Genomic DNA, 26,993 nt, shown 5'->3' with positions numbered 1-26,993 from the left:
CGGTTCGGCGGATGCATTCCGGAGGCGCCACGGCGCCACGAATTACGTAAGGGGTGAAACTATTGGCTGACAAGCAAGATGACATCATCCTGTCGATTCAGGGCATGAGCAAGTCGTTCGGGCGCAACCGGGTTCTCAACCACATCAACCTCAACGTCCGTCGTGGCACGGTCATGGGCCTGATGGGCGAGAACGGCGCCGGCAAGTCCACGATGATGAACTGCCTGTTCGGCACCTACCAGAAGGACGAGGGCACGATCCTGCTCAACGGCAAGGAGGTCGCCTTCTCCGGCCCCAAGGATGCCCTTGAAAACGGCATCGCGATGGTGCACCAGGAGCTCAACCAGTGCCTCGACCGCAACGTCAAGGACAACCTGTTCCTCGGCCGCTACCCGACGAACGCCCTCGGCGTAATCGACGAGGGCCGCATGCGCAAGGAGGCCGCGGACCTCTTCCGCAAACTCGGCCTCACGGTCAACCTCAACACGCCGATGCGCAACATGTCGGTCTCCCAGCGCCAGATGTGCGAGATCGCGAAGGCCATCTCCTACAACGCCCAGGTCATCGTCCTGGACGAGCCCACCTCGTCGCTCATGACGCAGGAGGTCGAGAAGCTCTTCGCGATGATGCGCATGCTCAAGGAGCAGGGCATTTCGCTGATCTACATCTCCCACAAGATGGACGAGATCTTCGAGATCTGCGACGACGTCTCGGTCCTGCGCGACGGCGAGCTCGTCATGACCAAGCGCATCGAGGACACGAACATGAACGAGCTGATCGCCGCCATGGTCGGCCGTTCGCTCGACAACCGCTTCCCGCCCGTGGACAACACGCCCGGAGAGCCCATCCTCTCCATCCAGCACCTCTCCACGAAGTACGCTCCCAACCTCTCTGACATCACGTTCGACGTGCGCAAGGGCGAGATCTTCGGCCTCTACGGCCTCGTCGGCGCCGGACGCACGGAGCTGCTCGAGACGATCTTCGGCATCCGCACGCGCGCGTCGGGCCGCGTCTACTTCCGCGACAAGCTCATGAACTTCAGCAACGCCCAGGAGGCCATGGACTACGGCTTCGCTCTCATCACCGAGGAGCGCAAGGCCAACGGCCTCTTCCTCAAGGGCGACCTGACGTTCAACACCACGATCGCCAACCTGAACCACTACAAGTCTGGCGTCGCCCTCTCCAAGCCCAAGATGGTCAACGCCACCAACGACGAGATCAAGACCATGCACACCAAGTGCATGGGTCCCGACGACCTGATCTCCTCGCTCTCCGGCGGCAACCAGCAGAAGGTCATCTTCGGCAAGTGGCTCGAGCGCGCCCCTCAGGTCTTCCTGATGGACGAGCCCACCCGCGGCATCGACGTCGGTGCCAAGTACGAGATCTACGAGCTCATCATCAAGATGGCCAAGGAGGGCAAGACCATCATCGTGGTCTCCTCCGAGATGCCCGAGATTCTCGGCATCACCAACCGCATCGGTGTCATGTCCAACGGCAGGCTCTCCGGCATCGTCAACACCAAGGAGACGAACCAGGAAGAGCTTCTGCGCCTCAGCGCCAAGTATCTGTAAGGGGGACAACCTATGGCAAACGCAATTCTCACACCCGAGGAGGAGCTGGCCCTGCGCAAGCCGATCGACGAACACGTCGGCGCCATCCAGGCGAAGATCGACGCGCTGCGCGTTGACGGCACCGACAAGGTCATCGCCCTCGAGGGCTCCATCGACGACGCCAAGCGCGACAAGATCCTCACCAAGGACGAGCGCGACCGCGCCATCGCCGCCTACGAGAAGGACCTCTCCAAGGCCAAGGCCGTCGAGAGCCAGAACAAGTCCCAGGTGGACGCCCTCATCAAGGAGGCCGTCGACTACCTCTCCGCGCACTACGACAAGGACTACCTCGACGCCGTCAAGGCGAGCTGCGCGGCCGAGAAGGTCGTCGCCAAGCAGGACTATGACAAGCACCTTGCCCAGCTCGAGAAGGAGCACCAGGCCAACCTGGCCAAGCTCTCCGACAACGCGGAGATCAAGGACGAGAACTACGTCTACAAGAACCGTCGCTTCGACGCCAAGATCGAGTACGAGAAGGACCTCCAGCGCATCAAGGACCGCGGCCACGAGGCCTTCATCCACCGCTACCACCTGATCGACATGCTCCGCATGTCCAAGTTCACCTTCGCGGAGAACCAGGCCCAGCGCTGGGAGAACTACCAGTACACCTTCGACCGTCGCCAGTTCCTGCTGCGCAACGGCCTCTACATCGCGATCCTCGCCGTCTTCATCGGCCTGTGCATCGCGGCACCGATCGTCAAGGGCACCCAGCTGCTCACGGTCAACAACGTGCTCAACATCCTGCAGCAGGCCTCGCCGCGCATGTTCCTCGCCCTCGGCGTCGCCGGCCTGATCCTCCAGACGGGCACCGACCTCTCGATCGGCCGCATGGTCGGCATGGGCATGACCGCCTCGACGATCATCATGCACCAGGGCATCAACACCGGCACCGTCTTCGGCGTCACCTTCGACTTCACCAGCGTTCCGGTCGTCGGCCGCATCATCCTCGCCCTCGTCGTCTGCATCGTGCTCTGCACCTTCTTCGCGACGATCGCCGGATTCTTCACGGCAAAGTTCAAGATGCACTGGTTCATCTCCACGATGGCCAACATGCTGATCATCTTCGGCCTGCTCACCTATGCCACCAAGGGCGTCTCCTTCGGCTCCATCGAGCCCTCGATTCCCAGCATGATGATCCCGAAGATCGGCGACTTCCCGACGATCATCTTGTGGGCCGTTGCTGCCATCGCCATCGTCTGGTTCATCTGGAACAAGACCACGTTCGGCAAGAACATGTACGCGGTCGGCGGCAACCAGGAGGCCGCTGCCGTCTCCGGCATCAACGTCTTCTGGGTCATGCTCGGCACCTTCATGCTCGCCGGCGTCCTCTACGGCTTCGGCTCCTGGCTCGAGTGCATGCGCATGACCGGCTCCGGTTCCGCGGCCTACGGCCAGGGCTGGGAGACCGACGCCATCGCGGCCTGCGTCGTCGGCGGCGTCTCCTTCACCGGCGGTATCGGCAAGATCTCGGGCGTCACGATCGGCGTGCTCATCTTCACCGCGCTGACCTACTCGCTCACGATCCTCGGTGTCGACACGAACCTCCAGTTCGTCTTCTCCGGCATCATCATCCTGCTCGCCGTCACGCTCGACTGCCTGAAGTACATCCAGAAGAAGTGACACAAGCTTCTGAGCTGCGCTTCGTTGCCCGCCCGGGTCTTGCCCGGGCGGGCTTTCTCATGCGGGGGGATTCTCTGGGTGGTCGTCCTTCTCAGTCCATATGAGCGGTGCCCGCCCCGCTTAAGAAAAGCGGGTGGTTGCAGGTTGTGCGAGGCTTCGTGCTTAAGGATTCGGGGTGGTTGCACCTTCGTGGACGTCATGCGGCAGCGAGAAGGCCTATGGATTCGCTCGCAACTGGGGTTTGCCGGCGAGAAGTACTTCTCGCCGGCGCGCGACCTACAACTACCCCTAATCCCTAAGCAGTCAGAGCGCCGCAAGCTACAACTACCCCGGATTTCTAAGCAGCTGACGCAGCGGGGCCGCCGGAGACGGTGCGCGGTGCACTTAGCGCAGGTCGACCACGCTCGAGCGCTCGACGAGCTTCGGTCGAATGCGTATGGCAACCGGGCGGTATCCGGGGGCCGATCCCAGCAGGGCGTGCTCGACGGCCGTGCGGCCGCGTGCGAGGAGGTCAAACTGGACCGTGGTGAGCCACACGTGGGGCAGCGTGCGGCTGAGGGAGTCGTCCACGCCGACGACGCTCACGTCCTCCGGGACGCGCAGCCCGGCGTCCTGGAGCGCCGAGATCACCCCGACGGCCATCTGGTCGTTGGCGACGTAGATGGCCGTCGCGTCACGGTCGTTCGCGAGCCGTGCGCCAGCCTCGTAGCCGGCTGAGGCGGTCCAGTCCCCGCGCTCGGGCTCGACGACGCGCAGGCCGCGGCGTTCGAGCGCGTCGCGCCAGCCCTTCTCGCGAAAGACGGAGTCGACCGAGTAGGAGGGCCCGCCGACGAAGCGGATCTCGCGGTGGCCCCGCTCGAGGAGGTGCTCCATGACGATCTCCGAGCAGGCGTACTGGTCGGAGTCCACCGTCGTGCAGAGCGGGTGGTCGTACATGGAGAGCAGGACCGTCGAGAGGCCCGGCTGCGGCTCGAAGGCCTCGAAGTCGCTGGCCTTGATGCTCATGCTGATGATCAGCGCGTCGATGGGCAGGCCCATCATGCGACGGGACGCCTCCTCAAGGGAGAGCGGGGTGCGGTCGTCCATCTCCATCGTCGTCACGGCGTAGCCCATGTCGCTGGCCGCGTTGAGGATGCCCTTGATCGTGGCGAGGTTGCCGAACTGGTCGACGTTGTAGAGGCACAGGCCGAGGGAGTTGTAGCGTCCGCTTCTCAGCGACTTGCCCGCGAAGTTGGGGCGGAACCCGAGCTCGCGGACGGCCGCGAGCACGCGCTCGCGGGTGCGGTCGCTCACGTTCGGCTGCCCGTTGACCACGCGCGAGACGGTCTGCTGGGAGACGCCTGCCGCGCGCGCCACCTCGGCCATGGAGACGGGGCGGGGGGAGGGCTGGAATCCCATGGGCCCTGCGGTCATCGCCCCACCTCCAACCGTTCGCACGTCGTTTGGGACACGACGTCGAAAAAACAGCTAATCCGCCGATAAATGCCTATGTGTACGTTAACATCTGGAGAGCGGACGTATCCGACCAGACGGTGAACGGTGTCCATCTGTCCCGTCTGCGACAGAAGGGAGCGCATGATGGTCGAGGTTTCAGAGTTTGGAGTGGCGCCTTCGGGCGAGGAGGCGCATGCCTACACCCTCTCGTGCGGCGGCGCGCGCGTGCGCGTGAGCGACTTCGGTGCCACGCTCCTGGGCGTCGAGGTTCCCGACAGGGCGGGCGAGCCCGCCGACGTCGTGCTCGGCTACGCCGACGTGAGCGGCTACGCGGGCGTCAACGGCGCCTGCTACGGCGGCGTGATCGGCCCCGTAGCCAACCGCACCGACCGTGCCGAGGTGCCCCTCGGCGAGAAGGTCTACCACCTGCCCGGCAACGACGGTCCCGGGCTCGCCAACAACCTGCACTCCGACCTCGAGAGGGGCCTCCACAAGCGACTGTGGCGCGCGAGCGTCGACGAGGACGCCTGCTCGGTCTCCTTCTCCTGCGAGCTGTCCGACGGGGAGCTGGGGCTCCCGGGCAACCGCGAGCTCACGGCAGTCTACACGCTCTCGAGCGACGAGCGGGGCGCCGCGGTGCTGAGGCTCGACCTCGGGTGCGAGTCGGACGCCCCGACCTACGTCAACATGACCAACCACGCCTACTTCAACCTCGCGGGCCACGCTGCGGGCGACGTGCTCTCCCAGGTCGTCTCCATCGACGCCGGCTCCTTCCTTCCGGTTCGCGAGGACTCGGTCTCCGAGGGGGAGGTCAGACCCGTCGCGGGCACGCCCTTCGACTTCGGCTCCCCCAAGGCGCTCGGCGCCGACATCGAGGAGGACTGCGAGCAGCTCTGCCGCGCGCGCGGATACGACCACTGCTTCTGCGTGTATGGCTACGAGCCGCTCTCCATCCCGCGCCCCGCGCTCCACGCGGAGGACCCGGCGAGCGGTCGTGTGCTGGACGTCTCCATAACCACCCCGGGCGCGCACCTCTACACGGGCAACTGGCTCGAGGACGCCGCCGGGGTGAAGGACGGGGCCGTCTACGGCCCGCGCGACGGCTTCGCGTTCGAGCCGGAGTTCTACCCGGACAACGTGCATCACGCGGAGTGGGAGACCCCCGTCTGCGAGCCCGGCCGCCCGTATTCCTCCACGATCGTCTGGCGCTTCTCGGTGCGCTAGGCCGCCGCGAGGTGTCGCGGCGAGCGGCGCGGTATAGTAGGGTGCGGGCAGAGACCCGTTCAACCGACGCGAGGGGGAGAGATGGCCGCGTACAAGTCTGACATCGAGATCGCCCAGGAGGCTCGGATGCTTCCCATCTCGGAGGTCGCCGCCAAGGCCGGCCTCTCCGAGGACATGATCGAGCCGTACGGCTACACCAAGGCGAAGGTGGACATCCACTCGCTCGCGGACCGCCCGCGCAAGGGCAGGCTCGTCCTCGTGACCGCCATCAACCCCACGCCCGCCGGCGAGGGGAAGACCACCACCTCGATCGGCCTCGCCGACGCCATGAACCGCCTCGGCCACCAGACGATGCTCGCCCTTCGCGAGCCCTCGCTCGGCCCCGTGTTCGGTATCAAGGGCGGCGCGGCGGGCGGCGGCTACGCACAGGTCGTCCCCATGGAGGACATCAACCTCCACTTCACCGGGGACTTCCACGCCATCGGTGCCGCCAACAACCTCTGCGCCGCCATGCTCGACAACCACATCAAGCAGGGCAACGCCCTCGGCATCGACCCGCGCCGCATCGTGTGGAAGCGCTGCGTCGACATGAACGACCGTCAGCTCCGCAACGTCGTGGACGGCCTCGGCGGCATCGCCGACGGCATGCCGCGCCAGGACGGCTTCGACATCACCGTCGCCTCCGAGGTCATGGCGGTCTTCTGCCTGGCCACCGACCTCATGGACCTGAAGGCCCGCCTCGCCCGCATGGTCATCGCCTACACCTATGACCGCAAGCCGGTGACCGTGGCCGACATCCACGCCGAGGGTGCCATGACGGCCCTGCTCAAGGATGCCATCAAGCCCAACCTCGTCCAGACGCTCGAGGGCAACCCCGCCTTCGTCCACGGTGGCCCCTTCGCCAACATCGCCCACGGCTGCAACTCCGTCGAGGCAACCACCACGGCACTCAAGCTCGCCGACTACGTGGTCACCGAGGCAGGCTTCGGCGCCGACCTCGGCGCCGAGAAGTTCCTCGACATCAAGTGCCGCTACGCCGGCCTCAAGCCGAGTGCCGTCGTGCTGGTCGCCACCGTGCGGGCGCTCAAGTACAACGGGGGGGTCGCGAAGGCCGACCTGGGCACCGAGAACCTCGAGGCGCTCGAGGCCGGCATGCCCAACCTGCTCCAGCACGTCTCCAACATCCGCGACGTCTGGGGTCTCCCGGTCGTCGTCGCCATCAACGCGTTCCCCACGGACACCGCCGCGGAGCTCGCGCTCGTCAAGCGCAAGTGCAACGAGCTCGGCGTCAACGTCGCGCTCTCCGAGGTCTGGGCCAAGGGCGGCGAGGGCGGGTGCGCGCTCGCCGAGGAGGTCGTGCGCCTCTGCGAGCAGCCGAGCGACTTCCGCTTCGCCTACGACGTGGACGACACGATCGTGGACAAGCTCACCGCCATCGCGACCAAGGTCTACCATGCCGACGGCGTCGACTTCACGAGTGCGGCGGCAAAGCAGCTGAAGCAGCTCGAGGAGCAGGGCTTTGGCAACCTGCCCATCTGTGTGGCGAAGACGCAGTACTCGTTCTCGGACGACCAGACCAAGCTCGGCGCCCCGCGCGGCTTCCGCATCACGGTCCGCAACCTCAAGGTGTCCGCCGGCGCCGGCTTCATCGTCGCCCTCACCGGCGACATCATGACGATGCCGGGTCTGCCGAAGGTGCCCGCCGCCGAGAAGATCGACGTCACGTCCGACGGACGCATCGTCGGCCTGTTCTAGGGCCCGCCCGTGGCACCCACGAAGAAGAGGCTCACGGAGCTGAGCTGCGAGGAGTTCGGTGACAGACTCGCCTCGGAGGAGGGCGTGCCCGGCGGCGGCGGTGCTGCTGCGCTCGTGGGCTCCCTCGCCGCGGCGCTCTGCTCCATGGCGGGCGCCCTGACGGTCGGAAAGCCGCGCTTCGCCGACGTCGAGCAAGAGGTCTCCCAGATCATGGAGGAGACCGAGGATGTCCGGTTCCGGCTCCTGGCGCTCGTCGACGACGACGCCGAGGGCTTCTTGCCCCTTCTCGATGCCTACGCGCTCCCGCGCGAGGACCCCTCCCGCGCGGACGCGGTCGTGAGGGCGACGAAGGGCGCCTGCATGGCCCCCCTCGCCATGATGGGGGAGTGCTGCCGCGCGATCGTGCTTCTCGAGGAGATGTCCGAGAGATGCTCGCGCCTGCTCGCCTCCGACGTGGCCTGCGGTGCCCTGCTCGCCGCCGCCGCCCTCCAGGCCGCGAGCGTCAACGTCTTCGTCAACACCTCGTCTCTCCCCGGGGACGACACCGTCGCGAGCATCGAGGCCGCGTGCGACGAGATGCTCGACGAGTTCGTCCCGCGGGCCCGCGCGCTCGCCCGTCGACTGGCGGGGAGGTCGGTTCGCTGATGGCCGTCGAGCTGCGCGGTGCGCCCGTCGCCGCCGCGCTCACCGAGAGGCTCGCCGCGCGCGTCGTCCCTCTCGCCGAGCGCGGACTCGTCCCGACGCTCGCGATCGTGCGCGTCGGCGAGCGTGAGGACGACCTCGCCTACGAGCGGGGCGCGCTGAAGCGCTGCGAGCGCGTCGGCATAGACGTGCGTCGGGTCACGCTTCCGGCAGACTGCGGGCAGGATGACCTTCTCGCCGTGATCGACCGCGTCAACCGGGACGGCTCCGTCCACGGCTGCCTCATGCTCCGCCCGCTTCCGCCGACTCTGGACGAGGCCGCCGCCTGCGCCGCCCTCGCGCCCGAGAAGGACGTCGACTGCGCGACCGACGCGTCGCTCGCCGGCGTCTTCTCAGGCCGTCCCGTCGGCTTCCCGCCGTGCACGGCCGCGGCCGTCCTCGAGATTCTCGACCACTACGATGTGCCCCTCGCCGGGGCCCGCGTCACGGTCGTCGGGCGCTCCCTCGTGATCGGGCGCCCCGTCTCGCTCATGCTCCAGGCTCGCGACGCGACCGTCACCATGTGCCACTCGAGAACCCGCGACCTGGCCTCCGTCTGCCGGCAGGCGGACGTCCTCGTCGTCGCGGCGGGCCGTCCGGGCATCGTCGGACGCGAGTCGGTGCGCGAGGGCCAGGTCGTGGTCGATGTCGGCATCAACTGGGACGAGCGGAGCGCGCGCCTCGTCGGTGACGTAGACTATGACGCCGTCAGCGGCGTCGTCGACGCCATCACGCCCGTCCCGGGAGGGGTGGGCTCCGTCACCACCGCGGTCCTTGCCAAGCACGTCGTCGAGGCCGCCGAGAGGAGCTGCCGATGAGGGTTACCGAGAAGCCGTCCTCGTCCTACAGCGGGGCGATGACGCCGGCGTCGATGGAGCTCAAGAACGAGCGCGTCGCCGAGACGAAGGCGGGCACCGACGTCGTGAGCGCCCTGGTGCTCTCCGTGCTGGCCGGCGTCTTCATCTCCATGGGGGCGACGTTCATGCTCGTCGTCAAGTCCGACGCGACGCTGCCCTTCGCCGCCACCCAGCTCCTTGGCGGGTTCTCCTTCGCGCTGGGCCTCTTCCTGATCCTGGCGGCCGGCGCCGAGCTCTTCACGGGGAACTGCCTCATGGTCATGGGCCCGCTCGCCGGCCGGTTCTCCTGGGGCAGGCTGCTCGCGAGCTGGGGCGTCGTCCTTCTCGGCAACCTGCTGGGGAGCGTGCTCGCCGCGGCGCTCGTGCTCGCCGCCGACGTCGCCTCCGCGAACGGCGGAGCGCTCGGTCAGGCTGCGATCGCCGTGGCGGAGGGCAAGGTCGCGCTCGGGTGGGGCGTCGCCTTCTCCCGCGCGGTCCTGTGTAACCTGCTCGTCTGCCTGGCGGTCTGGGTTGGCCACTCCGCCAACTCCGTTACCGACAAGTTCTTCTCGGCGCTCCTGCCCGTCATGGCCTTCATGGCGGCCGGCTTCGAGCACTGCGTCGCCAACATGTTCTTCCTGCCCTACGCCCTCATGCTCCAGGCGACGGGCGTGGTCGCGGGGGGCGTCGAGCTCTCCGGTGTCATCTCCAACCTGACTGCCGCCACCCTGGGCAACCTCGTGGGCGGCGTGGTACTCGTCGGCGTCTCGTACTGGTTCGTGTACGGGCGCGGAAGGGGGCGCGCGTGAGCGTGGTCGAGAAGAACGAGCAGGGCTTCGGCCCCATCGACAAGCCGCGCGTGGAGGCGGCGGTCCGTGAGCTGCTGCTCGCGATCGGGGAGGACCCGGACCGCGAGGGGCTTCTCGGCACGCCGGATCGCGTGGCGAGGGCCTGCGAGGAGGTCCTCGGGGGCATGCAGGAGGATCCCGGCGCGCACCTGAGGAAGCAGTTCCATGAGCCGGGCAACCAGGAGATGGTGATCGTCAAGGACATCCCGTTCTCGTCGCTGTGCGAGCACCACATCCTTCCGTTCACCGGACGTGCCCACGTCTGCTACATCCCGCGCGACGGGCGCATCACCGGGCTCTCCAAGATCGCCCGCTGCGTCTCGGGCTACGCACGGCGCCTGCAGGTCCAGGAGCGGCTCACGGGCCAGATCGCCGACGCCATGGTGCGGGAGCTCGACCCGCTCGGGGTGCTCGTGGTCCTCGAGGCCGAGCACACCTGTATGACCATGCGCGGCATCCGCGCGGCCGGCGCGCTCACCACGACCTCCGCGGTGCGCGGCTGCCTGCGCGACCTCAAGACCCGCGAGGAGGCCCTGCGCCTGCTCGGGCTGTAGGCCTCGACGCGAGCGCCCGGGCGAGGAACATCCGGCGCTCAAACGGCTTGCCGAGAAGGACGCTCGGCAAGAACTCGCGGCGGACGTTCCCCGCCCGCGCGCCCGCCGCGCGCAATACGAGCTCGTTAACCTCGCGTCAGGGTCTGTGGGCGTGTCCCGCCGCGAGTTCTTTGCCGGACCGGAGGTACGGCAAAGCTGTCTGAGCGCCGGGGCACGCCCACAGACCCCGCCGAACGAGTGACAAGGGAGATAGTTGTGTATCAGCTGCCGTTCGAGGTACCGGAGATGACGTATGCGGAGGCGCTCGCGCACGTGCGCGGGGCGCTGCGCTTCGGGATCTGCCCGCTGCTGGAGACCGTGGAGGACATGCTCGCCGAGCTCGGCGACCCCGACCTCGCGTTCGAGTGCGTGCAGATCGCGGGCACCAACGGGAAGACGTCCACGGCGCGCTACACGGCCGCCATCCTCGCGGGGGAGGGGCTCGACGTTGCCCTCTACACCTCGCCCGAGCTCGTGAGCTACACGGAGCGCATGGAGGTCGGCGGGAGGCCTGTGTCGGAGGAGGCGTTCGCCCACGGCGTCTCCGCAGCCAAGGTCGCCGGCGAGCGCGTGAACGCGCGGCGCTCGGCGGTGGGGGAGCGGCCCTACGACATCACCGAGTTCGACACGCTCACCGTCGCGGCGATGGTCGTCTTCGCCGAGGCCGGCGTCGACGTCGCCGTGCTCGAGTGCGGGCTCGGCGGACGCTGGGACGCCACGTCGGCGGCCAAGTCGATCCGCTCGGTCGCGGTGACCGGCATCGGCCTCGACCACACGCGCATCCTCGGGGACACGCTCGAGGAGATCGCGGGCGAGAAGGCCGCCATCATCAAGCCGGGTCGCACCTGCGTGCTCGGTGCCGGGACCGCGGAGCCCGCTTCGGTTGAGCGGGTCCTTCTCGACCAGGCGCGCACGGCGGGAGTGGTGCCCGTGCTTGTCCTCCCGTCCGAGGAGTCCACGCTTGCCCCTGGCTCAGCGCTCGCTTCGCTCGCTCGCTGCGCGAAATCGCCAGAAACAAGCGCGGGCCCATCGGACGGGCTGCCCGTTGCCAGCTTCCACGTCACCAAGCATCCGCACCGTCTCGGCGCGCCGCTCGAGCTTGACGTGACTACGCCGCGCGCGACCTATGCCGAGCTGGCGGCTCTGAAGCCCGCCTACCAGGCGCAGAACATCGCCTGCGCGGTGGCACTCTGCGAGGAGTACCTCGGCCGCGCGCTCGACGCGGACGCGCTCTTTACCTCGGTCGTCCAGTGCCCGACGCCCGGGCGTTTCCAGCTGCTGCGTCCCGAGCCCCCCGTCCTCATTGACGCCTGCCACAACCCCCAGTCGGTCGAGGCGTTTCTCGCCGCGCTCGCCGACGTCGCCCCCGACCGCGACGAGCGGCCGGTCCTTCTCGCCGCCGTGCTCGCCGACAAGGACGTCGACGGCATCGTCGAGCTTCTCGCCGGGGCGTTCCCCCGCGTCGCGGTCACGCAGACCGCGAGCCCGCGGGCACTTCCCGCCGCGGAGCTGGCGCGCGCCTTCTCGGACGCCGGCGCGGACGTGCTCGGGGCGTACCCCACGGTCGGGGAGGCAACGTCGGCATTGTGTGGAGAATCGTACGTCGCGTGCGGCTCCATCACCCTCGCGGGAGAGCTTGCGGCCCTCTTCCGGTAGCTTTTGCTACAATCCTGCTTGTATGTGGCGGCGTGACGCCGCGCCCATAGTCCGAAGGAGTTCCCGACATGCAAGAACTTATCGACCAGCTCATCACCCCTGAGGTTCGCATGGTCCTCTACCTGATGGTCGTGTGCGTCGTCATGCTCTACGTCCTCTCCATCGTCTACGTCATCCGCGACGCGCAGCGCCGCGGCGCCGAGCCCTGGTGGATGTGGGCCATCATCTCCGTCATCCCCATCGTGGGCCTGCTCGCCTACGTGATCCTGCGCCCCAGCTCCTACCTGATCGACCGCGAGGAGCAGGACCTGGACATCGCCCTGCGCGAGCACCAGCTCTCGCACTACGGCATCTGCCCCAAGTGCGGCGCCCCGATCGACCGCGACTTCGTGGTCTGCCCGATCTGCAACACGCAGGTCCGCAACGTCTGCCCCACCTGCCACCGCCCGCTCAACGCCGACTGGAAGGTGTGCCCCTACTGCCGCACGCGCATCCAGCAGTAGTGCGTCTCGAACATCGTCTCTTCAGGGCCCCGTTCGCGGGGCCTTTTTCGTGCGCGACCGACCCGGCCGGCCCGTTGTGCCGGCGTGCGCTTAAGAAAGTGGAGTAGTTGTAGGTTGGCGTGGCCGCGCTGCTTAGAGAATCGGGGTAGTTGTAGGTCGAGAGGGACTATTCGCTTGTCGAGAAGTGTTTCTTGGCGAGAAACCCCAGTTGGCGCCTCCATGCCGCCAGGCCTCCGCCCCCGCGAACCTACAACGACCCCGATTTCTTAAGCGATCCGCCGACACGGGGCGCGGCGCCACGTCCGGCCCGGGCGAGAGGGGAGTGCGCGCGCTCGCCACTTGTGGTAAACCTATACAGGACCGATTACGAAAGGCAGCACGCAGATGCAGCGCTTCGCCGCACATATCTCCCGAACGCAGACTATCTAGGCGTCTGTCCATCCCGGCCGGCAGGCCCCGGGCAGGCGCCGCATATCGCTCGGCACCGCATGCGCGGTGTGCGGGCGTTTTTCATGTTCACACCCCGCTAGAAAGGTGCATCCCATGAAGGTCCTGTACAACGACGGTCACATCGACGAGTGCCCGGCCGAGGAGGTCACCCACGTCGTCCGTCACAGCGCCGCCCACATCATGGCGCAGGCCATCAAGCGTCTGTACCCCGAGGCCGACTTCGCCTACGGCCCGGCCACCGACAACGGCTTCTACTATGACATCGACCTCCCCGAGGGCCAGAAGATCTCCGAGGAGGACTTCCCGGCCATCGAGGCGGAGATGAAGAAGATCGTGAAGGAGAACCTCAAGTTCACGGTCTTCGAGCTCCCGCGCGCCGAGGCCATCGCCCTCATGGAGGAGCGCGGCGAGAAGTACAAGGTCGAGCACATCGGAGACCTCGACCCGGACGCTCGCATCACCTTCTACCAGCAGGGCGAGTACGTCGACATGTGCGTGGGCCCGCACCTCACCTACACCAAGGCGCTCAAGGCCTTCAAGCTCACCGGCGTCTCGGGCGCCTACTGGAAGGGCGACAAGGACAACAAGATGCTCATCCGCGTCAACGGCACCGCCTTCGCCACGAAGGAGGAGCTCGACGAGCACCTGCGCCTGCTCGAGGAGGCCAAGAAGCGCGACCACCGCAGGATCGGCCGCGAGATGGACATCTTCATGATGCGCGACGAGGCCCCCGGCTTCCCGTTCTTCCTGCCCAACGGCATGACGCTCAAGAACGAGCTGCTCGACTACTGGCGCGAGATCCACCGCGCCGCGGGCTACGTGGAGATCTCCACGCCCATGATCATGAGCAAGGAGCTCTGGAAGACCTCCGGCCACTGGGACCACTACAAGGACAACATGTACTCCACGATCATCGACGACGAGGAGTACTGCGTTAAGCCCATGAACTGCCCGGGCGGCGTGCTCGTGTACTCCTCCAAGCCGCACAGCTACCGCGAGCTGCCCATCCGTGCCGGCGAGATCGGCCTGGTGCACCGCCACGAGATGCGCGGCGCCCTGCACGGCCTCTTCCGCGTGCGCTGCTTCAACCAGGACGACGCCCACCTCTTCGTGCGTCCCGACCAGCTCACCGACGAGATCGTCGGCGTCGTGAACCTCATCGACTCGGTGTACGAGAAGTTCGGCTTCACCTACCACCTCGAGCTCTCCACGCGTCCCGAGGACTCCATGGGCTCCGACGAGGACTGGGCGCGCGCCGAGGAGGCCCTGCGAGTGGCCCTCGAGAAGCTCGGCAAGGACTACGTGGTCAACGAGGGCGACGGCGCCTTCTACGGCCCCAAGATCGACTTCCACCTGGAGGACTCGCTCGGCCGCACCTGGCAGTGCGGCACCGTGCAGCTGGACTTCCAGATGCCGATCAACTTCGACCTCGAGTACACGGACGCCGACGGCTCCAAGAAGCGCCCGATCATGCTTCACCGCGTGTGCTTCGGCTCCATCGAGCGCTTCATCGGCATTCTGATCGAGCACTTCGCCGGCAAGTTCCCCACCTGGCTCGCGCCCTGCCAGGTGAAGGTGCTGCCCGTCTCCGAGAAGAGCCGCGACTACGCGCGCTCGGTCACCGAGAAGCTCGAGGCTGCCGGCATCCGCGCGGTCCTCGACGAGCGCGACGAGAAGATCGGCTACAAGATCCGCGAGGCGCGCAACATCGACCGCCCGCCCTACATGCTGATCATCGGCGAGCAGGAGGTCGAGGCCGGCAACATCTCCGTGCGCGACCGCTCCAACGAGACCGTCACGCGCGAGCTCGACGAGTTCGTCGCCGACGTCACGGCCGAGATCGCCGAGCGCCGCTAGGTGGGCGAGGGACATCTCGACATAGATGCGCTCTCAGCGCTCTCGTCCCAGATAGGGCGGGAGCGCTGGCGCGCCCTGTCCGACTCGGCCCAGGTCGTCGCCAACTACCTTGCGGCCCACCCTCGCGTCGAGGCCGTGCGCTATCCCGGCCTCAAGACGGACCCGGACTTCCCGCGGGCGGCCAACGAGCTCGTCGGCGGCTTCGGCCCGCGCGTGGCGTATCTCGCGGCGGGGGAGTGGCGCCTCTGGGAGGCCGACGAGCGCGACCCGCGCGATCAGGTCATGGAGCTCGAGGCCCTTCTCGCCGGCTGACGTCGGGCTGCGCGCGTCGCTTCACGCCCCGCCCGCCGCCCGCGCCGGCGCGCGCGGCTCCCGATGACGGTCGTTCGTTGCGTCATGGTATACTCAACGCGTATGCACAAATGCGTGCATGTAGGTCCGTACCACAGCGCTTTACCTTGTCCTTTGTACGACCGAGCTGCGATGCGTCGCTGTCCGGTCCGAGAAATAGGAGGAACGCATGGCAGACTACGTCAGGACCCCGATTGACAGCGTCGAGGCGCTGCAGGAGCGCATCAGGGAGATGCGCGTCGCGCAGGCCGAGTTCGCTACGTTCACCCAGGAGCAGGTGGACAAGATCTTCTATGAGGCCGCCATGGCCGCCAACAAGGCCCGCATCCCGCTGGCCAAGATGGCCGTCGAGGAGACCGGCTACGGCGTCATGGAGGACAAGGTCATCAAGAACCACTATGCCTCCGAGTACATCTACAACAAGTACAAGGACATGAAGACGTGCGACGTCATCTCCGACGACCCCGCCTTCGGCTACAAGCAGATCGCCGAGCCGCTCGGCATCGTCGCCGCCGTCATCCCGACGACCAACCCCACCTCCACCGCGATCTTCAAGACGCTCATCTCCCTGAAGACCCGCAACGCGATCCTCATCTCCCCGCACCCGCGCGCCGGCAAGTGCACCGCCGAGGCCGCCCGCATCGTGCGCGAGGCCGCCGAGGCCGCGGGTGCCCCCAAGGGCATCATCGACTGGGTCGACGTCCCGTCCCTCGACATGACCTCCGAGCTCATGCGCTCCGCTGACATCATCCTGGCCACCGGTGGCCCGGGCATGGTCAACGCGGCCTACTCCTCCGGCAAGCCCGCCCTGGGCGTCGGCCCGGGCAACAACCCGGCCATCATCGACGACACCGCCGACATCGAGCTCTCCGTCAACTCGATCATCCACTCCAAGACCTTCGACTACGGCATGATCTGCGCCACCGAGCAGAACGTCATCGTCCTCGACAAGGTCTACAACAAGGTCAAGGCCGAGTTCGAGAAGCGCGGCTGCTACTTCCTCAAGGGCGACGAGATCGCCAAGGTCGGCAACACTGTCATCGTCAACGGCGGCGTCAACGCCAAGATGGTCGGCCAGCCCGCTCCCAAGATCGCCGAGGCCGCCGGCGTGACCGTCCCGGCCAGCACCAAGGTCCTCATCGGCGAGGTCGAGTCCGTCGAGCCGTCCGAGCCGTGGGCGCACGAGAAGCTCACCACGATCCTCGGCATGTACCGCGCCAAGAACTGGGAGGACGCCCTCTCCAAGGCCGAGCGCCTCATCGCCGACGGCGGCTACGGCCACACGAGCTCGCTGTTCATCGACACCCGCGAGACCGAGAAGATGGCCGAGCACGCCAAGCGAATGAAGACGTGCCGCATCCTCATCAACACCCCGGCCGCTCAGGGCGGCATCGGCGACATCTACAACTTCAAGATGCCGCCCTCGCTGACGCTCGGCTGCGGCTCCTGGGGCGGCAACTCCGTCTCGGGCAACGTCGGCCCCCAGCACCTGCTCAACATCAAGTCCGTCGCAGAGAGGCGTGAGAACATGCTGTGGTTCCGTGTTCCCGAGAAGGTCTTCTTCAAGAAGGGCTGCATGCCCGTGGCGCTTCGCGAGCTCTCCGAGGTCTACGGCAAGAAGCGCGCCTTCATCGTCACCGACTCCTTCCTCTACAAGAGCGGCTTCACCAAGAAGATCGAGGCGTCCCTCGACGAGCAGGGCATCGTCTACTCCAGCTTCTGGTCGATCTCGCCTGACCCCAAGCTCCAGGACTGCGAGCGCGGCCTCGAGCAGGTCAAGGCCTTCGAGCCCGACTGCATCATCGCCATCGGCGGCGGCTCCGCGATGGACGCCGGCAAGATCATGTGGATGATGTACGAGCACCCCGAGGCCAAGTTCGAGGACATGGCCATGGACTTCATGGACATCCGCAAGCGTGTCTACACGTTCCCGCAGATGGGCGAGAAGGCCTTCTTCGTGGCCATCCCCACCTCCTCCGGCACCGGCTCCGAGGTGACGCCCTTCTCGATCATCACCGACGCCAACACGGGCACCAAGTGGCCGATTGCCGACTACCAGCTCCTGCCCAACATGGCCATCGTCGACACCGACAACATGATGACCCAGCCCAAGGGCCTGACCGCTGCCTCCGGCGTCGACGTCCTCACGCACGCCCTCGAGGCCTATGTCTCCATCATGGCGTCCGACTACACCGACGGCCTCGCGCTGCGCGCCATGAAGCTCGTCCTCACCTACCTCGAGCGCGCCTATGACGACGGCACCGACGTCGAGGCCCGTGACCACATGGCCAACGCGTCCTGCCTCGCCGGCATGGCCTTCGCCAACGCCTTCCTCGGCGTCAACCACTCCATGGCCCACAAGCTCGGCGCCTACCACCACATCGCGCACGGCCTGGCCAACGCCGTCATCCTCACCCGCGTCATGCGCTACAACGCCGCCGAGCGCCCGGTGAAGATGGGCACCTTCCCGCAGTATGACCACCCCAAGACCCTGGCGCGCTACGCCGAGGCCGGTCGCTTCTGCGGCATCAAGGGCCGCAACGACCAGGAGGTCTTCGAGAACTTCATCGCCCGCATCGAGGAGCTCAAGGCTCACGTGGGCGTGCCCGAGACCATCGCCGGCTTCGGCGTCACCGAGGAGGACTTCCTCGCCACGCTCGACGAGATGTCCGAGAACGCGTTCAACGACCAGTGCACCGGCGCCAACCCGCGCTACCCGCTCATCTCCGAGATCAAGGAGCTCTACCTCGACGCCTTCTACGGCCGCGAGCCCAGCTCCTACGAGGACTAGTCCGCACACGTTCTTCTCGTTGCCCAGAAGGAGGCAGCAATGGAACTTTCTGACAGCAAGCAGGTCATCGTCGAGCGCCACAACAAGGTCGTCTATGTCGACGGCGGTCGCATCGTCAAGGTCTTCAAGTCCACGAAGCCCGCGTCGGACGTCTTCAACGAGGCGCTCAACATCGCCCGCGTCATCGAGGCCGGCGTCCGCGTCCCCAAGGTCCTCGAGGTCTCCCAGGTCGCCGACGGCTCCTGGGCCCTCTCCACGGAGTACGTCGAGGGCGTCACCATGCGCTCGCTGATGGACGCCGCCGAGGGCACCCCCGAGTACGACAAGCTCCTCGAGCAGTTCGTCGACTTCCAGATCGAGATCCAGGGCATCTACGGCTCCGATCTCATGAAGGACCAGAAGACCAAGATTGCCGGCATGGTGGGCAAGGCTCCCGAGCTTGATCCGTCCGTGCGCTACGACCTCCAGATGAGGGCCGACCGCATGGCGCCGGGCCGCAGCATCTGCCACTGCGACTTCAACCCGTCCAACGTGATCGTCGCCGAGGACGGCACCCTCTACGCCTGCGACTGGACCCACGTCACCCGTGGCCTGCCCGAGGCCGACGCCGCGATGACCTACATCCTCTTCAAGATGTATCACCCCGGCCACGCCGACGCCTACCTCGACCTCTTCTCCAAGAAGGCCGACATCGCCAAGCAGAAGGTGCACTACTGGGTGCCCGTCATGGCCGCCGCCGAGCTCTCCCGCGGCCGCAAGGACGCCGAGGAGTTCCTCCGCAGCCAGGTCGACGCCGCGGTCGACACCGACTAGCGTCCGTCGCATCGCACGACTTCGGACCCGTCAGCCTCCCGGCTGGCGGGCCCTTTTCGTCCGCGCTAGTTTGTGGCGCCGCGCGTCATAACCCCATGTCAAACGACCCGAGTGACGGGTTTTACGCATGCGGGCAGGCTTTTCGACCTGGCAGTGCGTGAAACCCGTCACTCGCTCGGGAGGCGTGCTCTGAGAGGCGATAAGGACGAGCGGCTAGCGACGCCCGTAGGTCACGAAGTCGAAGGGGACGCCCTCGGGGGTGACGCCACCCGCGCGGGTCTCGACGATCTCCCAGGCAGGGTCGGCGTCCAGGTCGGGGAAGCGCGTGTCGCAGGGTCGCACGCAGTGGTTGCGCGTCACGACGGCGCGGTTGCAGTGGGGGAGGAGCAGCTCGTAGACCTGTCCTCCGCCGATCACCCACGCCTCGTCCTCGTCCGCGATCGCGGCGAGCGCCTCCTCGACGGAGTGCACCACGTCGACGCCCGCGAGCGAGAAGGACGCGTCGCGCGTGAGCACGACGTTGCGGCGGTTCTTGAGCGGGCGCCCGCCCGGGAAGCTCTCGAGCGTCCTTCTCCCCATGATGACCGGGTGGCCCGTCGTGCAGGCCACGAAGTGCCGCATGTCCTCGCGGTTCTCGACGACCATCCCGCCGTCGAGCCCGATGCCCCAGTCGTCGCACACCGCCACGATCGCACTCAGCTTGCAGCTCATCACTCATACCTTTCTGCATCGTTGGGGGCTCGGCGCATTGCCCCGGCGCTCAGACAGCTTGCCGCAAAGAGCGCGGCAAGAACTCGCGGCGGGACAAAGCGCCGAGCCCGTCGAGCCGAAATGAGTAGGCGAGAAGGGCGTGTCGTCCCGCGCGGAGTTCCGCATGAGCCGGAGGCGACTTGATGTCGCCTCCGTGCGAAGAGGACCTGTTTGAGCACGGGGCGACACGCCCTTCTCGCTGGGCGCTCAGACCGCGATCGGGATGTTCTTGACCTGCGGGCCGTGCTCGTAGTTCTCGACGATCAGATCGTCGGTCGTGAAGTCGTAGAAGTCCGTGACCTCGGGGTTCAGGCGGACGGTGGGGGCGGGGTAGGTGGGGCGCGAGATGAGCTCTCGCACGACGTCAACATGGCGGTCGTAGATGTGGGCGTCGGCGATCATGTGGACGAGCTCGCCGGCGTTCATGTTCGAGACCTGGGCCACCATCATGAGCAGGATCGCATACTGGCACACGTTCCAGTTGTTGGCCGCGAGCACGTCCTGGCTGCGCTGGACGAGCACCATGTTGAGGGTGGGGCGCTCCTCGTCCGGCTCCTGCGTCACGTTGTAGATCGCGTTGTAGGCGCAGGGGTAGAGGTTCATCTCGGACAGGTCGGCGAACGTGTAGAGGTTCGTCATGATGCGGCGGGAGTAGGGGTTCTCGTGCAGGTCCTTGAGGACGCGGTCCATCTGGTCGTAGTCGCCGTCGGGGTAGTGGGACTTCACGCCCACCTGATAGCCGTACGCCTTGCCGATCGAACCCGTCTCGTCGGCCCACTCGTCCCAGATGTGGGGCTTGAGGTCGTGGATGTTGTTCGACTTGCGCTGGTAGATCCAAAGAACCTCGTCCATCGCCGACTTGAGGGCGGTTCGGCGAAGCGTCAGAGCCGGGAACTCCTCGCGCAGGTCGTAGCGGTTGCAGACGCCGAAGCGCTTGATGGTGTAGGCGGGCGTGCCGTCCTCCCAGCGCGGGCGGACCTTCTGGCCCTCGGTCGTGGTGCCGTGCGCGATGATGTCGGAGCACATGGAGATGAAGAGGTCGTCGGCCTTGCTCATGCCCGGCCTCCTTCCGCGCCGCGCGCCCCGGCGGCGACGAGACGGCTCGAGAGCCAGCCGTCGCCCGTCCAGTCGAGGTCGTCGCCGAAGTCGTAGTAGGGGTCGTCGTCGGGGGAGAGGAGCTCGTCGTAGAACTCGTCGTAGAACTCGTCGTACGGGTCGTCGTGCTCGAAGCCGTCGAGGTCGTGTCCGTACGAGTAGTCGTAGGACTGCGCCGCGAGCGTGCTGAGCATGCCGGTGCAGCTCGACACGCCGAGGCAGAGGACGGCGAGCAGGGCGACGGCGACGCCGAAAACGACATAGGCGGCGATTCCGGAGCTTGAGTTCTCGGGGTCGGTCGTGCCGCTCGCGCTCTCGATGACGGGGGGCCTCGAGCTGCCCTCGCCCTGGTCCTCGGTGCGCTGGTCCCTGTCTTCGGCCATGGGTTCTCCTCCCTCGTTGCCCTCAATCATACCAAGACGCTAGAGGAGCTGGTCGGCGAAGGCCTCGTCCCAGTAGTAGGTGAGCGAGCGGGCGAGCGCCACGTCGGCGGGAAGCCACTCCACGTCGAGAAGCTCCTCGCGCTCGAGCCAGCGGAGCTCGCTGTGGACGCCCTCGTTCGCCGCGGGCTCGGCCCCCGGCGCGAGCGTGCAGACGAAGCAGTCCATCGTCAGGTGGAAGTCGGGGTAGTCGTGCTCCACGGTGTCGTAGAGCCAGGCGGCCCCCAGCTCGCAGCCGAGCTCCTCCCGGATCTCCCGACGCAGGGCCTCAACGGGGCGCTCGTCGGCCTCGACCTTGCCGCCCGGCAGCTCCCAGAGCCCCTCCTGCGGCCCCGCGGCCCTTCTCGCCGCCAGGAGCCGACCGTCGCGGTGGATGAGGGCCGCCGCGACCCGTGTGACCTCGCTCATGAGCAGTCCTCCCTGTCCTCGAGCCGCTGGAACCGGACGAGCGCGTAGGTGCCGCCCGACCCGTCTGTCAGCTCGACGTCCCAGCCGCGCTCGCACGGGTACGCCACGGGGACGAGAAGGTCGTCCAGGTGCGCCATCTGGCGATAGAGCACCGAGACGCACCCGCGCGTCCTCGAGAGCACGGCGTCCCCGAGCGCCTCCGCGGCGAACATGACGTACTGCGCGTTGTTCACGTGCCGGTTGGTGTCAAGGTTGTGGGGCCTCACGCGCACGGGTGCGAGCTGGGTGCCCTCGCCGCTCGCCCGCAGGCGTCGGTCGAGCGGGCCCATCTCCAGGCGCGGCGCGTCCGAGCGGTAGACGAGCTGATCCTCGGCGACGCGGGTGGCGTGGCCCCGCTCCGCGTCGAACATGATCCACTGGGAGTCGGCGCGCACCAGCGAGCGGCCGTCGGCCGCCTCGATCTCGAAGCAGCGCAGCGCGTGGGCCCGCGTCATCTCGTAGCACCAGGTGGAGACCCGGATGCGGTCACCGAGCGCGGGCAGGTCCTCGACCTCGATCCGCCACGTGGCGAGCACCCAGGCGAGGTGGCGAGCCTCGAGCGACGCGAACCCCTGACCGAGCTCCTCGGACTGGAACGTGGAGCAGTCCTGCAGGTAGTCGATCGTAGAGACGAGCGAGAGCCGTCCCGTCTCGTCGCACTCGCTGTAGCGCACGCGGCTCTCGAAGCTGTACTTCTCCATGGTCCCTCCTTGTCACAAAGAGAACCATAGCAGGGCGCACGGCGTCGCGCACGGGAGAGGACGGTGTAGAATCGGCTTGGGGCAGACAACGAAGGGAGAGTCATGGGCACGGTTCGTTTCGCGACCATCGGTACGAGCGGCATCTGCGAGCGGTTCCTCGAGGCGCTCGCCGAGGCGGAGGGGGCTGACTACGTCGCTGCCTACTCGCGTGACCTCGACCGGGCCCGCGCGTTCGGCGAGCGGTACGGCGCTCGGCTCTTCTTCGACGACCTCTCCGAGCTCGCCTCGAGCGACGAGGTCGACGCGGTCTACGTCTCCAGCCCCAACGGCCTCCACGCCGACCAGGCGCTTGCCATGATCGCCGGCGGGAAGCACGTGCTCGTGGAGAAGTCGCTTGCCGCCAACGAGCGCGAGGCCCGCAGGGTCTTCGACGCCGCGCGCGAGAAGGGCGTCGTGGCCATGGAGGCCATGCGCAACCTGCACGTGCCTACCTTCGCGGCCATCGAGCGCGTCACGGCCTCCGAGCTCGGCGCCGTTCGCCTGGCGACGCTGCGCTTCTCCAAGGTGACCTCGCGCATGGCGCGGCTGCGCGCCGGCGAGCGCCTGAACATATTCGACCCCGCGCTGGCGGGCGGCGCCCTCATGGACATCGGCGTCTACTGCGTCGAGCCGGCCGTGGCCCTCTTCGGCAGGCCGAAGACCGTCCGTGCCCTCGCCGTCACCGCGCCCGTCCCGGGCTGCGCCGCCGACGACCCCTGCTCCACCATCGACCTCGCCGGCGAGGCTCTTCTCGGCTACGGCGACAAGATCGTGAGCCTCTCCTACGGGAAGATGTGCGATGACGTGATCCCCTCGCAGGTCGAGGGCGAGGAGGGGACGCTCCTGTGGGACCAGACGTCCTGCCCCGTGAACCCCCGCGTGCACGACCACGAGGACAAGGGCCTGATATTCCGCATGGAGGAGGCGTCCACCCGACCCGTTCCCGCCGAGGTCCCCGCCAACGACATGGTCTGCGAGATCGATGACTTCACCGCCGCCGTCCGCGGCGAGGCCGCCGCGCTCGAGGCGGCCGCTCGCTTCGAGCGGGTCACGGTCGACTCCCTGGCCGTCATGGACGAGATCCGCCGTCAGGTCGGCGTGCGCTTCCCCGCGGACCTCGCCGAGTAGCATGCCCGACGCGTCGCTCCGCTCCGACCTCGCCGCCGCCCTACCGGCGGCGCTGCCCGTCATGCTCGGCTACGTCGCCATCGGCATCCCCTGCGGCGTCATGGCCGCCGAGGTGGGGCTGTCGCCGGCCGTCGCGTTTCTCGTCTCGGTGACGTTCTACTCGGGCGCCGGGCAGTTCATGATGGCCTCGCTCGCCCTCGCGGGCACCCCGGTCGCCTCCATGGTGGCGAGCGTGGCGCTCGTGAGCACGCGCCAGCTGCTCTACTCCGCCGCCCTCTCGCGCTATGCCGAGCGCGCCCCCCGGCCGCTCGCCGCGCTCTTCGCCGCCACGGTCACCGACGAGAGCTTCGGGGTGAACATGGGGCGCTTCGTCGCCGACGAGTCCTGGACGGTCCGCCGCGCGACGGCGGTCAACGTGGCGAGCATGCTCTCGTGGGCGGCGGCCAACGCGCTCGGCGCGGCCGTGGGGCCCGCCCTCGCCATCCCCACGGCGATCATGTCGTTCGCGATGACGTCGATCTTCGTCTGCCTGCTCGTGGGGCAGTCGTGGACGCGCGTCAACGTCGTCGTGGTCGTCGCGTCCGTGGCGGCCGTCGTGGCGCTGAAGGCGCTCGGCGCCGGCTCGCTCGCCGTCCTGCTCGGCGCGCTCCTGGGCGTCGCCGCCGGTCTCGTCGCCGGCGCGCTCGAGAGGGGGTCGCGCCATGAGCACCGCTGACTTCCTCGTCTTCTACGGCTGCGTGCTCGCGGTCATTCTCGTCTGCCGCTGCGTCCCGCTCCTCGCCCTCAAGGGTCGCGAGCTCTCCCCGCGCGTGAGCGAGGCGCTCGGGCTCATCCCGCCCGCCGCGTTCGCCGCGCTCGTCGCCAACGACCTCTTCGACCCGGCCGTCGGCCTCTCTTGGCAGCCGCTGCTCGCGGCGGCCCTCGTCGTGGTCGTGGCGAGAAGGACGGGGTCGCTGATCTGGTGCGCGCTCGCCGGCATGGCCGCCTACGCGGCGCTCACGCTCGCGCTCTAGGCGCTGCGCGACCGTCGCCCCGCCCGAGGGCGAGGCTCTCGGAGGCGGTGCGGCCCGCGAGGGGGCGCCCCGTCGTGGCGCTACTTGGGGTAGGCGATGACGTCCGAGCCGCCGAAGCGGGAGGACCCGTCGTCCTCGGTCCCGTAGGGGCTCATCGGGTCGACGACGATGCGCGCCGCGCCGGGCAGGGCCCGCGCCTCGTAGGCGCTCACCAGGCCCGGCATGACCTCGCCGTCGACCTCGAGCGGCATCGCGGTCGAGCACTCGATGCGAATCTCGCGCCCCCTGAGCGACTCGATGTGCGGACGCCCGATGGCGTGTCCGCTGCGGTCCACGAGCCCGAACGCAAGGGGCTTCAGGAGCTGCGCGGCGTCCGAGGTCTCCACGACGATGACGTCGAGGAGCCCGTCGTCCATCCGGCAGTCCGGCACGATCTCGATGTCTCCCTGGATCATGGCGTTGTTGGCGACGAGACAGGTGATGCCCTCGCGCTCGACCGTCTCCCCGTCGACCGTGATGGTGAAGCGCCCGACGGTCGGACGGGGGCTCGAGAGCGCGGCGGCGAAGTACGCCGCCTGCCCCATGACTGCCTTGTTGGGCAGCGCCGCCTGCATGAGCTGGGCGTCGAAGCCGGTGCCCGACATGAGGGCGAAGCCCCGACGTCCCGCCTCGCCGTCGACGGTGGTCCAGGAGATCTCGCCGATGTCGAGCCGGGCCGTCTTGCCGATGCGGCAGGCGCGGGCGAGGGCGGAGGGCTCGGGCGCGTTGCCGATGTTCGCGCAGAGCAGGTTGGCGGTCCCGGAGGGGAATACGCAGGTCGGGATGTCGGCGTCGCGGAGCTCGTGGAGGAGCGTCGAGATGGTGCCGTCGCCGCCCGAGAGGACCACGACGTCGAAGGCGTCCGCCCCGGCGCAGGCGACGGCGGGGTCGAAGTCCTCGTCGAGCACGCGGGTGAGGCACTCGTCGCCGCCCTGGAGCAGGGCACGCTCGAACTGGAAGACGGCGTCCGACCCAAAGCCGGAGCGGGGGTTGTGTATGACGAGGGCGCGCACGGATCTCCTCCCGGGTCGGGCGGGGCGATTGGGTATCATGGTGGGGCGCGTATCGCGCCCAAGACAAGTGTACCCAAACCCCGCAAGGGGAGAATCGAGCGCCTTGTACCTCTCCACATCAGAGCAGCTCGCCGACTTCTGCGAGCAGGCCGCATCGGCCAAGGTGATCGCCGTCGACACCGAGTTCCTCCGCGAGAAGACCTACTACCCCAAGCTCTGCCTCGTGCAGGTCGCGGCGGGGGAGAGCATAGCGGCCATCGACCCCATCCTCATCGACGACCTCTCGCCGCTCGCGAGGCTGCTCGCCGACACGAGCGTCACCAAGGTGCTCCACGCCTGCGGCCAGGACCTCGAGGTCCTTCTCGAGGGCATGTCCGTCGCCTGCGCGCCCGTCTTTGACACGCAGCTCGCCGCCGCCTTTCTCGGAATGCGGCAGCAGGCGAGCTACGCGGCCGTCGTGGAGGCGTACTGCGGCGTCCGCCTGCCCAAGGCCGAGTCGCTCACGGACTGGTCGCGGCGCCCGCTCGACCCCGAGCAGCTCACCTATGCCGAGGACGACGTCCGCTACCTCCCGGCGATCTACGACCAGATGATGTCCGAGCTCGTCTCGAGGGACCGCCTCTCGTGGGTCCTCCCCGAGATGGAGGCGCTCTGCGACCCCGCGCGCCTGCGGAAGGACCCGCGCGAGGCCTACCTGCGCCTGCGTCGGTCGGGCTCGCTCACGCGGCGTCAGCTCGCCGTGGCGCGCGAGGTGTGCGCCTGGAGGGAGGAGTCGGCTGCCCGGCGTGACCTCCCGCGCAAGTGGGTCGCCTCCGACGAGGTCGTCGTCGAGGTGTGCAAGCGCACGCCGAACTCGCTCGACCGGCTCCGCAAGATCCGCGGCACCGACCAGATCCCCGAGCGCGACGCGCGACTCCTGCTCGAGGCGGTCTCCCGCGGCCAGGCGTGCCCGCCCGACGAGTGCCCCAAGGTCGCCCGCCACGCGCGCCCCTCCGCCGAGACCGAGGGGGTCGTCGACCTCATGTACGCCGTGCTGCGCCTGGCATCCGAGGGGAGCGGCGTGGCGACCCAGCTCATCGCCACGCGCGACGACCTTCTCGACTTCGTGCAGAGCCGCGACGAGTCGCCGCTCTCGCGCGGCTGGCGCTGGGAGCTCGCGGGCTCCACGCTCGACAAGCTGCTCTCGGGCGAGGTCGGCCTCACCGTCCGCGAGGGGCGGATCGAGCTGCTCTAGCGCCGCCCGCCCGGCCCGCGCATTGCCGTCCGGCGGCGTGGGTAGAATGGACGCAGTCCAGACGTGATTGGA

At 67.9% G+C, this 26,993-nt stretch carries 25 protein-coding genes; 18 read left to right on the top strand and 7 right to left on the bottom strand.

Features of this window, described 5'->3' with window-relative positions:
* Window positions 1–62: 62 nt before the first annotated feature.
* Window positions 63–1,571, top strand: a complete 1,509-nt coding sequence (locus tag INF26_RS08050; RefSeq protein WP_193530425.1) for a sugar ABC transporter ATP-binding protein — start codon at window positions 63–65, stop codon at window positions 1,569–1,571.
* A 12-nt stretch (window positions 1,572–1,583) separates the two neighbouring features.
* Window positions 1,584–3,230, top strand: coding sequence for a galactose/methyl galactoside ABC transporter permease MglC (locus tag INF26_RS08045; protein WP_193530424.1), 1,647 nt, complete (start codon window positions 1,584–1,586; stop codon window positions 3,228–3,230).
* A 384-nt stretch (window positions 3,231–3,614) separates the two neighbouring features.
* Here INF26_RS08045 and INF26_RS08040 read toward each other — a convergent pair whose 3' ends face one another.
* Window positions 3,615–4,643: a LacI family DNA-binding transcriptional regulator gene (locus INF26_RS08040; protein ID WP_226371966.1), complete on the bottom strand. Its 1,029-nt coding sequence runs from the start codon at window positions 4,641–4,643 to the stop codon at window positions 3,615–3,617.
* Window positions 4,644–4,808: 165 nt separating this feature from the next.
* Here INF26_RS08040 and INF26_RS08035 point away from each other — a divergent pair, with 165 nt between their 5' ends.
* The 12 genes from INF26_RS08035 (at window position 4,809) to INF26_RS07980 (ending at window position 19,022) form a co-directional block, all read left to right on the top strand.
* On the top strand, window positions 4,809–5,888 hold the full coding sequence (locus tag INF26_RS08035) for an aldose epimerase family protein (RefSeq protein WP_193530423.1): 1,080 nt from the start codon (window positions 4,809–4,811) through the stop codon (window positions 5,886–5,888).
* A gap of 81 nt (window positions 5,889–5,969) precedes the next feature.
* Complete coding sequence (locus tag INF26_RS08030) at window positions 5,970–7,643, top strand: formate--tetrahydrofolate ligase (RefSeq protein ID WP_193530422.1); 1,674 nt, start codon at window positions 5,970–5,972, stop codon at window positions 7,641–7,643.
* 9 nt (window positions 7,644–7,652) lie between these two features.
* A complete protein-coding gene (locus tag INF26_RS08025; RefSeq protein ID WP_193530421.1) occupies window positions 7,653–8,288 on the top strand; it encodes a cyclodeaminase/cyclohydrolase family protein in 636 nt (211 codons plus the stop codon).
* Window positions 8,288–9,142: a bifunctional 5,10-methylenetetrahydrofolate dehydrogenase/5,10-methenyltetrahydrofolate cyclohydrolase gene (locus tag INF26_RS08020; protein ID WP_193530420.1), complete on the top strand. Its 855-nt coding sequence runs from the start codon at window positions 8,288–8,290 to the stop codon at window positions 9,140–9,142. Before INF26_RS08025 ends, INF26_RS08020 begins: the two co-directional genes overlap by 1 nt.
* On the top strand, window positions 9,139–9,969 hold the full coding sequence (locus INF26_RS08015) for a formate/nitrite transporter family protein (RefSeq protein WP_193530419.1): 831 nt from the start codon (window positions 9,139–9,141) through the stop codon (window positions 9,967–9,969). The genes INF26_RS08020 and INF26_RS08015 overlap by 4 nt, the downstream gene beginning before the upstream one ends.
* Before the next feature lie 2 nt (window positions 9,970–9,971).
* The gene (gene folE / locus INF26_RS08010) at window positions 9,972–10,562 is read left to right on the top strand and encodes a GTP cyclohydrolase I FolE (protein WP_193530507.1); all 591 of its coding nucleotides are present in this window, start codon (window positions 9,972–9,974) and stop codon (window positions 10,560–10,562) included.
* A gap of 255 nt (window positions 10,563–10,817) precedes the next feature.
* The gene (locus INF26_RS08005) at window positions 10,818–12,257 is read left to right on the top strand and encodes a bifunctional folylpolyglutamate synthase/dihydrofolate synthase (protein WP_332307346.1); all 1,440 of its coding nucleotides are present in this window, start codon (window positions 10,818–10,820) and stop codon (window positions 12,255–12,257) included.
* A gap of 68 nt (window positions 12,258–12,325) precedes the next feature.
* A complete protein-coding gene (locus INF26_RS08000) occupies window positions 12,326–12,760 on the top strand; it encodes a zinc ribbon domain-containing protein (RefSeq protein ID WP_193530418.1) in 435 nt (144 codons plus the stop codon).
* A 543-nt stretch (window positions 12,761–13,303) separates the two neighbouring features.
* Window positions 13,304–15,067, top strand: coding sequence for a threonine--tRNA ligase (gene thrS, locus INF26_RS07995; RefSeq protein WP_193530417.1), 1,764 nt, complete (start codon window positions 13,304–13,306; stop codon window positions 15,065–15,067).
* Window positions 15,068–15,379 carry a PLP-dependent transferase gene (locus INF26_RS07990; protein WP_193530416.1) on the top strand — a complete coding sequence of 104 codons (312 nt, stop codon included), beginning with the start codon at window positions 15,068–15,070 and terminating at the stop codon, window positions 15,377–15,379.
* Between the two features lie 208 nt (window positions 15,380–15,587).
* The gene (gene adhE / locus INF26_RS07985) at window positions 15,588–18,209 is read left to right on the top strand and encodes a bifunctional acetaldehyde-CoA/alcohol dehydrogenase (RefSeq protein ID WP_193530415.1); all 2,622 of its coding nucleotides are present in this window, start codon (window positions 15,588–15,590) and stop codon (window positions 18,207–18,209) included.
* A 39-nt stretch (window positions 18,210–18,248) separates the two neighbouring features.
* Window positions 18,249–19,022, top strand: coding sequence for a phosphotransferase (locus tag INF26_RS07980; RefSeq protein WP_193530414.1), 774 nt, complete (start codon window positions 18,249–18,251; stop codon window positions 19,020–19,022).
* A gap of 213 nt (window positions 19,023–19,235) precedes the next feature.
* On the opposite strand, the gene INF26_RS07975 is transcribed toward INF26_RS07980, so the two are convergent.
* The 5 genes from INF26_RS07975 to INF26_RS07955 form a co-directional block, all read right to left on the bottom strand.
* A complete protein-coding gene (locus tag INF26_RS07975) occupies window positions 19,236–19,733 on the bottom strand; it encodes a dihydrofolate reductase (protein ID WP_193530413.1) in 498 nt (165 codons plus the stop codon).
* Between the two features lie 246 nt (window positions 19,734–19,979).
* Window positions 19,980–20,828: a thymidylate synthase gene (gene thyA / locus INF26_RS07970; RefSeq protein ID WP_193530412.1), complete on the bottom strand. Its 849-nt coding sequence runs from the start codon at window positions 20,826–20,828 to the stop codon at window positions 19,980–19,982.
* Window positions 20,825–21,250: a hypothetical protein gene (locus INF26_RS07965; protein ID WP_193530411.1), complete on the bottom strand. Its 426-nt coding sequence runs from the start codon at window positions 21,248–21,250 to the stop codon at window positions 20,825–20,827. Before INF26_RS07965 ends, thyA begins: the two co-directional genes overlap by 4 nt.
* A 39-nt stretch (window positions 21,251–21,289) precedes the next feature.
* The gene (locus INF26_RS07960) at window positions 21,290–21,715 is read right to left on the bottom strand and encodes a (deoxy)nucleoside triphosphate pyrophosphohydrolase (protein ID WP_193530410.1); all 426 of its coding nucleotides are present in this window, start codon (window positions 21,713–21,715) and stop codon (window positions 21,290–21,292) included.
* Complete coding sequence (locus INF26_RS07955) at window positions 21,712–22,455, bottom strand: acyl-[acyl-carrier-protein] thioesterase (protein WP_193530409.1); 744 nt, start codon at window positions 22,453–22,455, stop codon at window positions 21,712–21,714. Before INF26_RS07955 ends, INF26_RS07960 begins: the two co-directional genes overlap by 4 nt.
* A gap of 102 nt (window positions 22,456–22,557) precedes the next feature.
* Between INF26_RS07955 and INF26_RS07950 the strand changes: the two genes are divergently transcribed.
* From INF26_RS07950 to INF26_RS07940, 3 genes are read left to right on the top strand one after another with little or no spacing between them, the layout of a single operon-like run.
* On the top strand, window positions 22,558–23,622 hold the full coding sequence (locus INF26_RS07950) for a Gfo/Idh/MocA family protein (RefSeq protein WP_193530408.1): 1,065 nt from the start codon (window positions 22,558–22,560) through the stop codon (window positions 23,620–23,622).
* 1 nt (window position 23,623) lies between these two features.
* Window positions 23,624–24,337: an AzlC family ABC transporter permease gene (locus tag INF26_RS07945; RefSeq protein WP_226371965.1), complete on the top strand. Its 714-nt coding sequence runs from the start codon at window positions 23,624–23,626 to the stop codon at window positions 24,335–24,337.
* A complete protein-coding gene (locus INF26_RS07940) occupies window positions 24,324–24,635 on the top strand; it encodes an AzlD domain-containing protein (protein ID WP_193530407.1) in 312 nt (103 codons plus the stop codon). Before INF26_RS07945 ends, INF26_RS07940 begins: the two co-directional genes overlap by 14 nt.
* Window positions 24,636–24,715: 80 nt before the next feature.
* Here the strand turns inward: INF26_RS07940 and INF26_RS07935 are convergent, their stop codons facing one another.
* Entirely contained in the window at window positions 24,716–25,687 is a 972-nt protein-coding gene (locus tag INF26_RS07935) for a diacylglycerol/lipid kinase family protein (RefSeq protein ID WP_193530406.1), read from the bottom strand.
* Between the two features lie 103 nt (window positions 25,688–25,790).
* Here INF26_RS07935 and rnd point away from each other — a divergent pair, with 103 nt between their 5' ends.
* The gene (rnd, locus tag INF26_RS07930; protein ID WP_193530405.1) at window positions 25,791–26,921 is read left to right on the top strand and encodes a ribonuclease D; all 1,131 of its coding nucleotides are present in this window, start codon (window positions 25,791–25,793) and stop codon (window positions 26,919–26,921) included.
* The last annotated feature ends 72 nt before the right edge of the window (window positions 26,922–26,993 follow it).

It is taken from the genome of Thermophilibacter gallinarum (assembly GCF_014982725.1).
GTDB classification, from domain to species: domain Bacteria; phylum Actinomycetota; class Coriobacteriia; order Coriobacteriales; family Atopobiaceae; genus Thermophilibacter; species Thermophilibacter gallinarum.
Note: the sequence above shows the minus strand (reverse complement) of the source record. Positions and strands in the feature narration are given on the sequence as shown.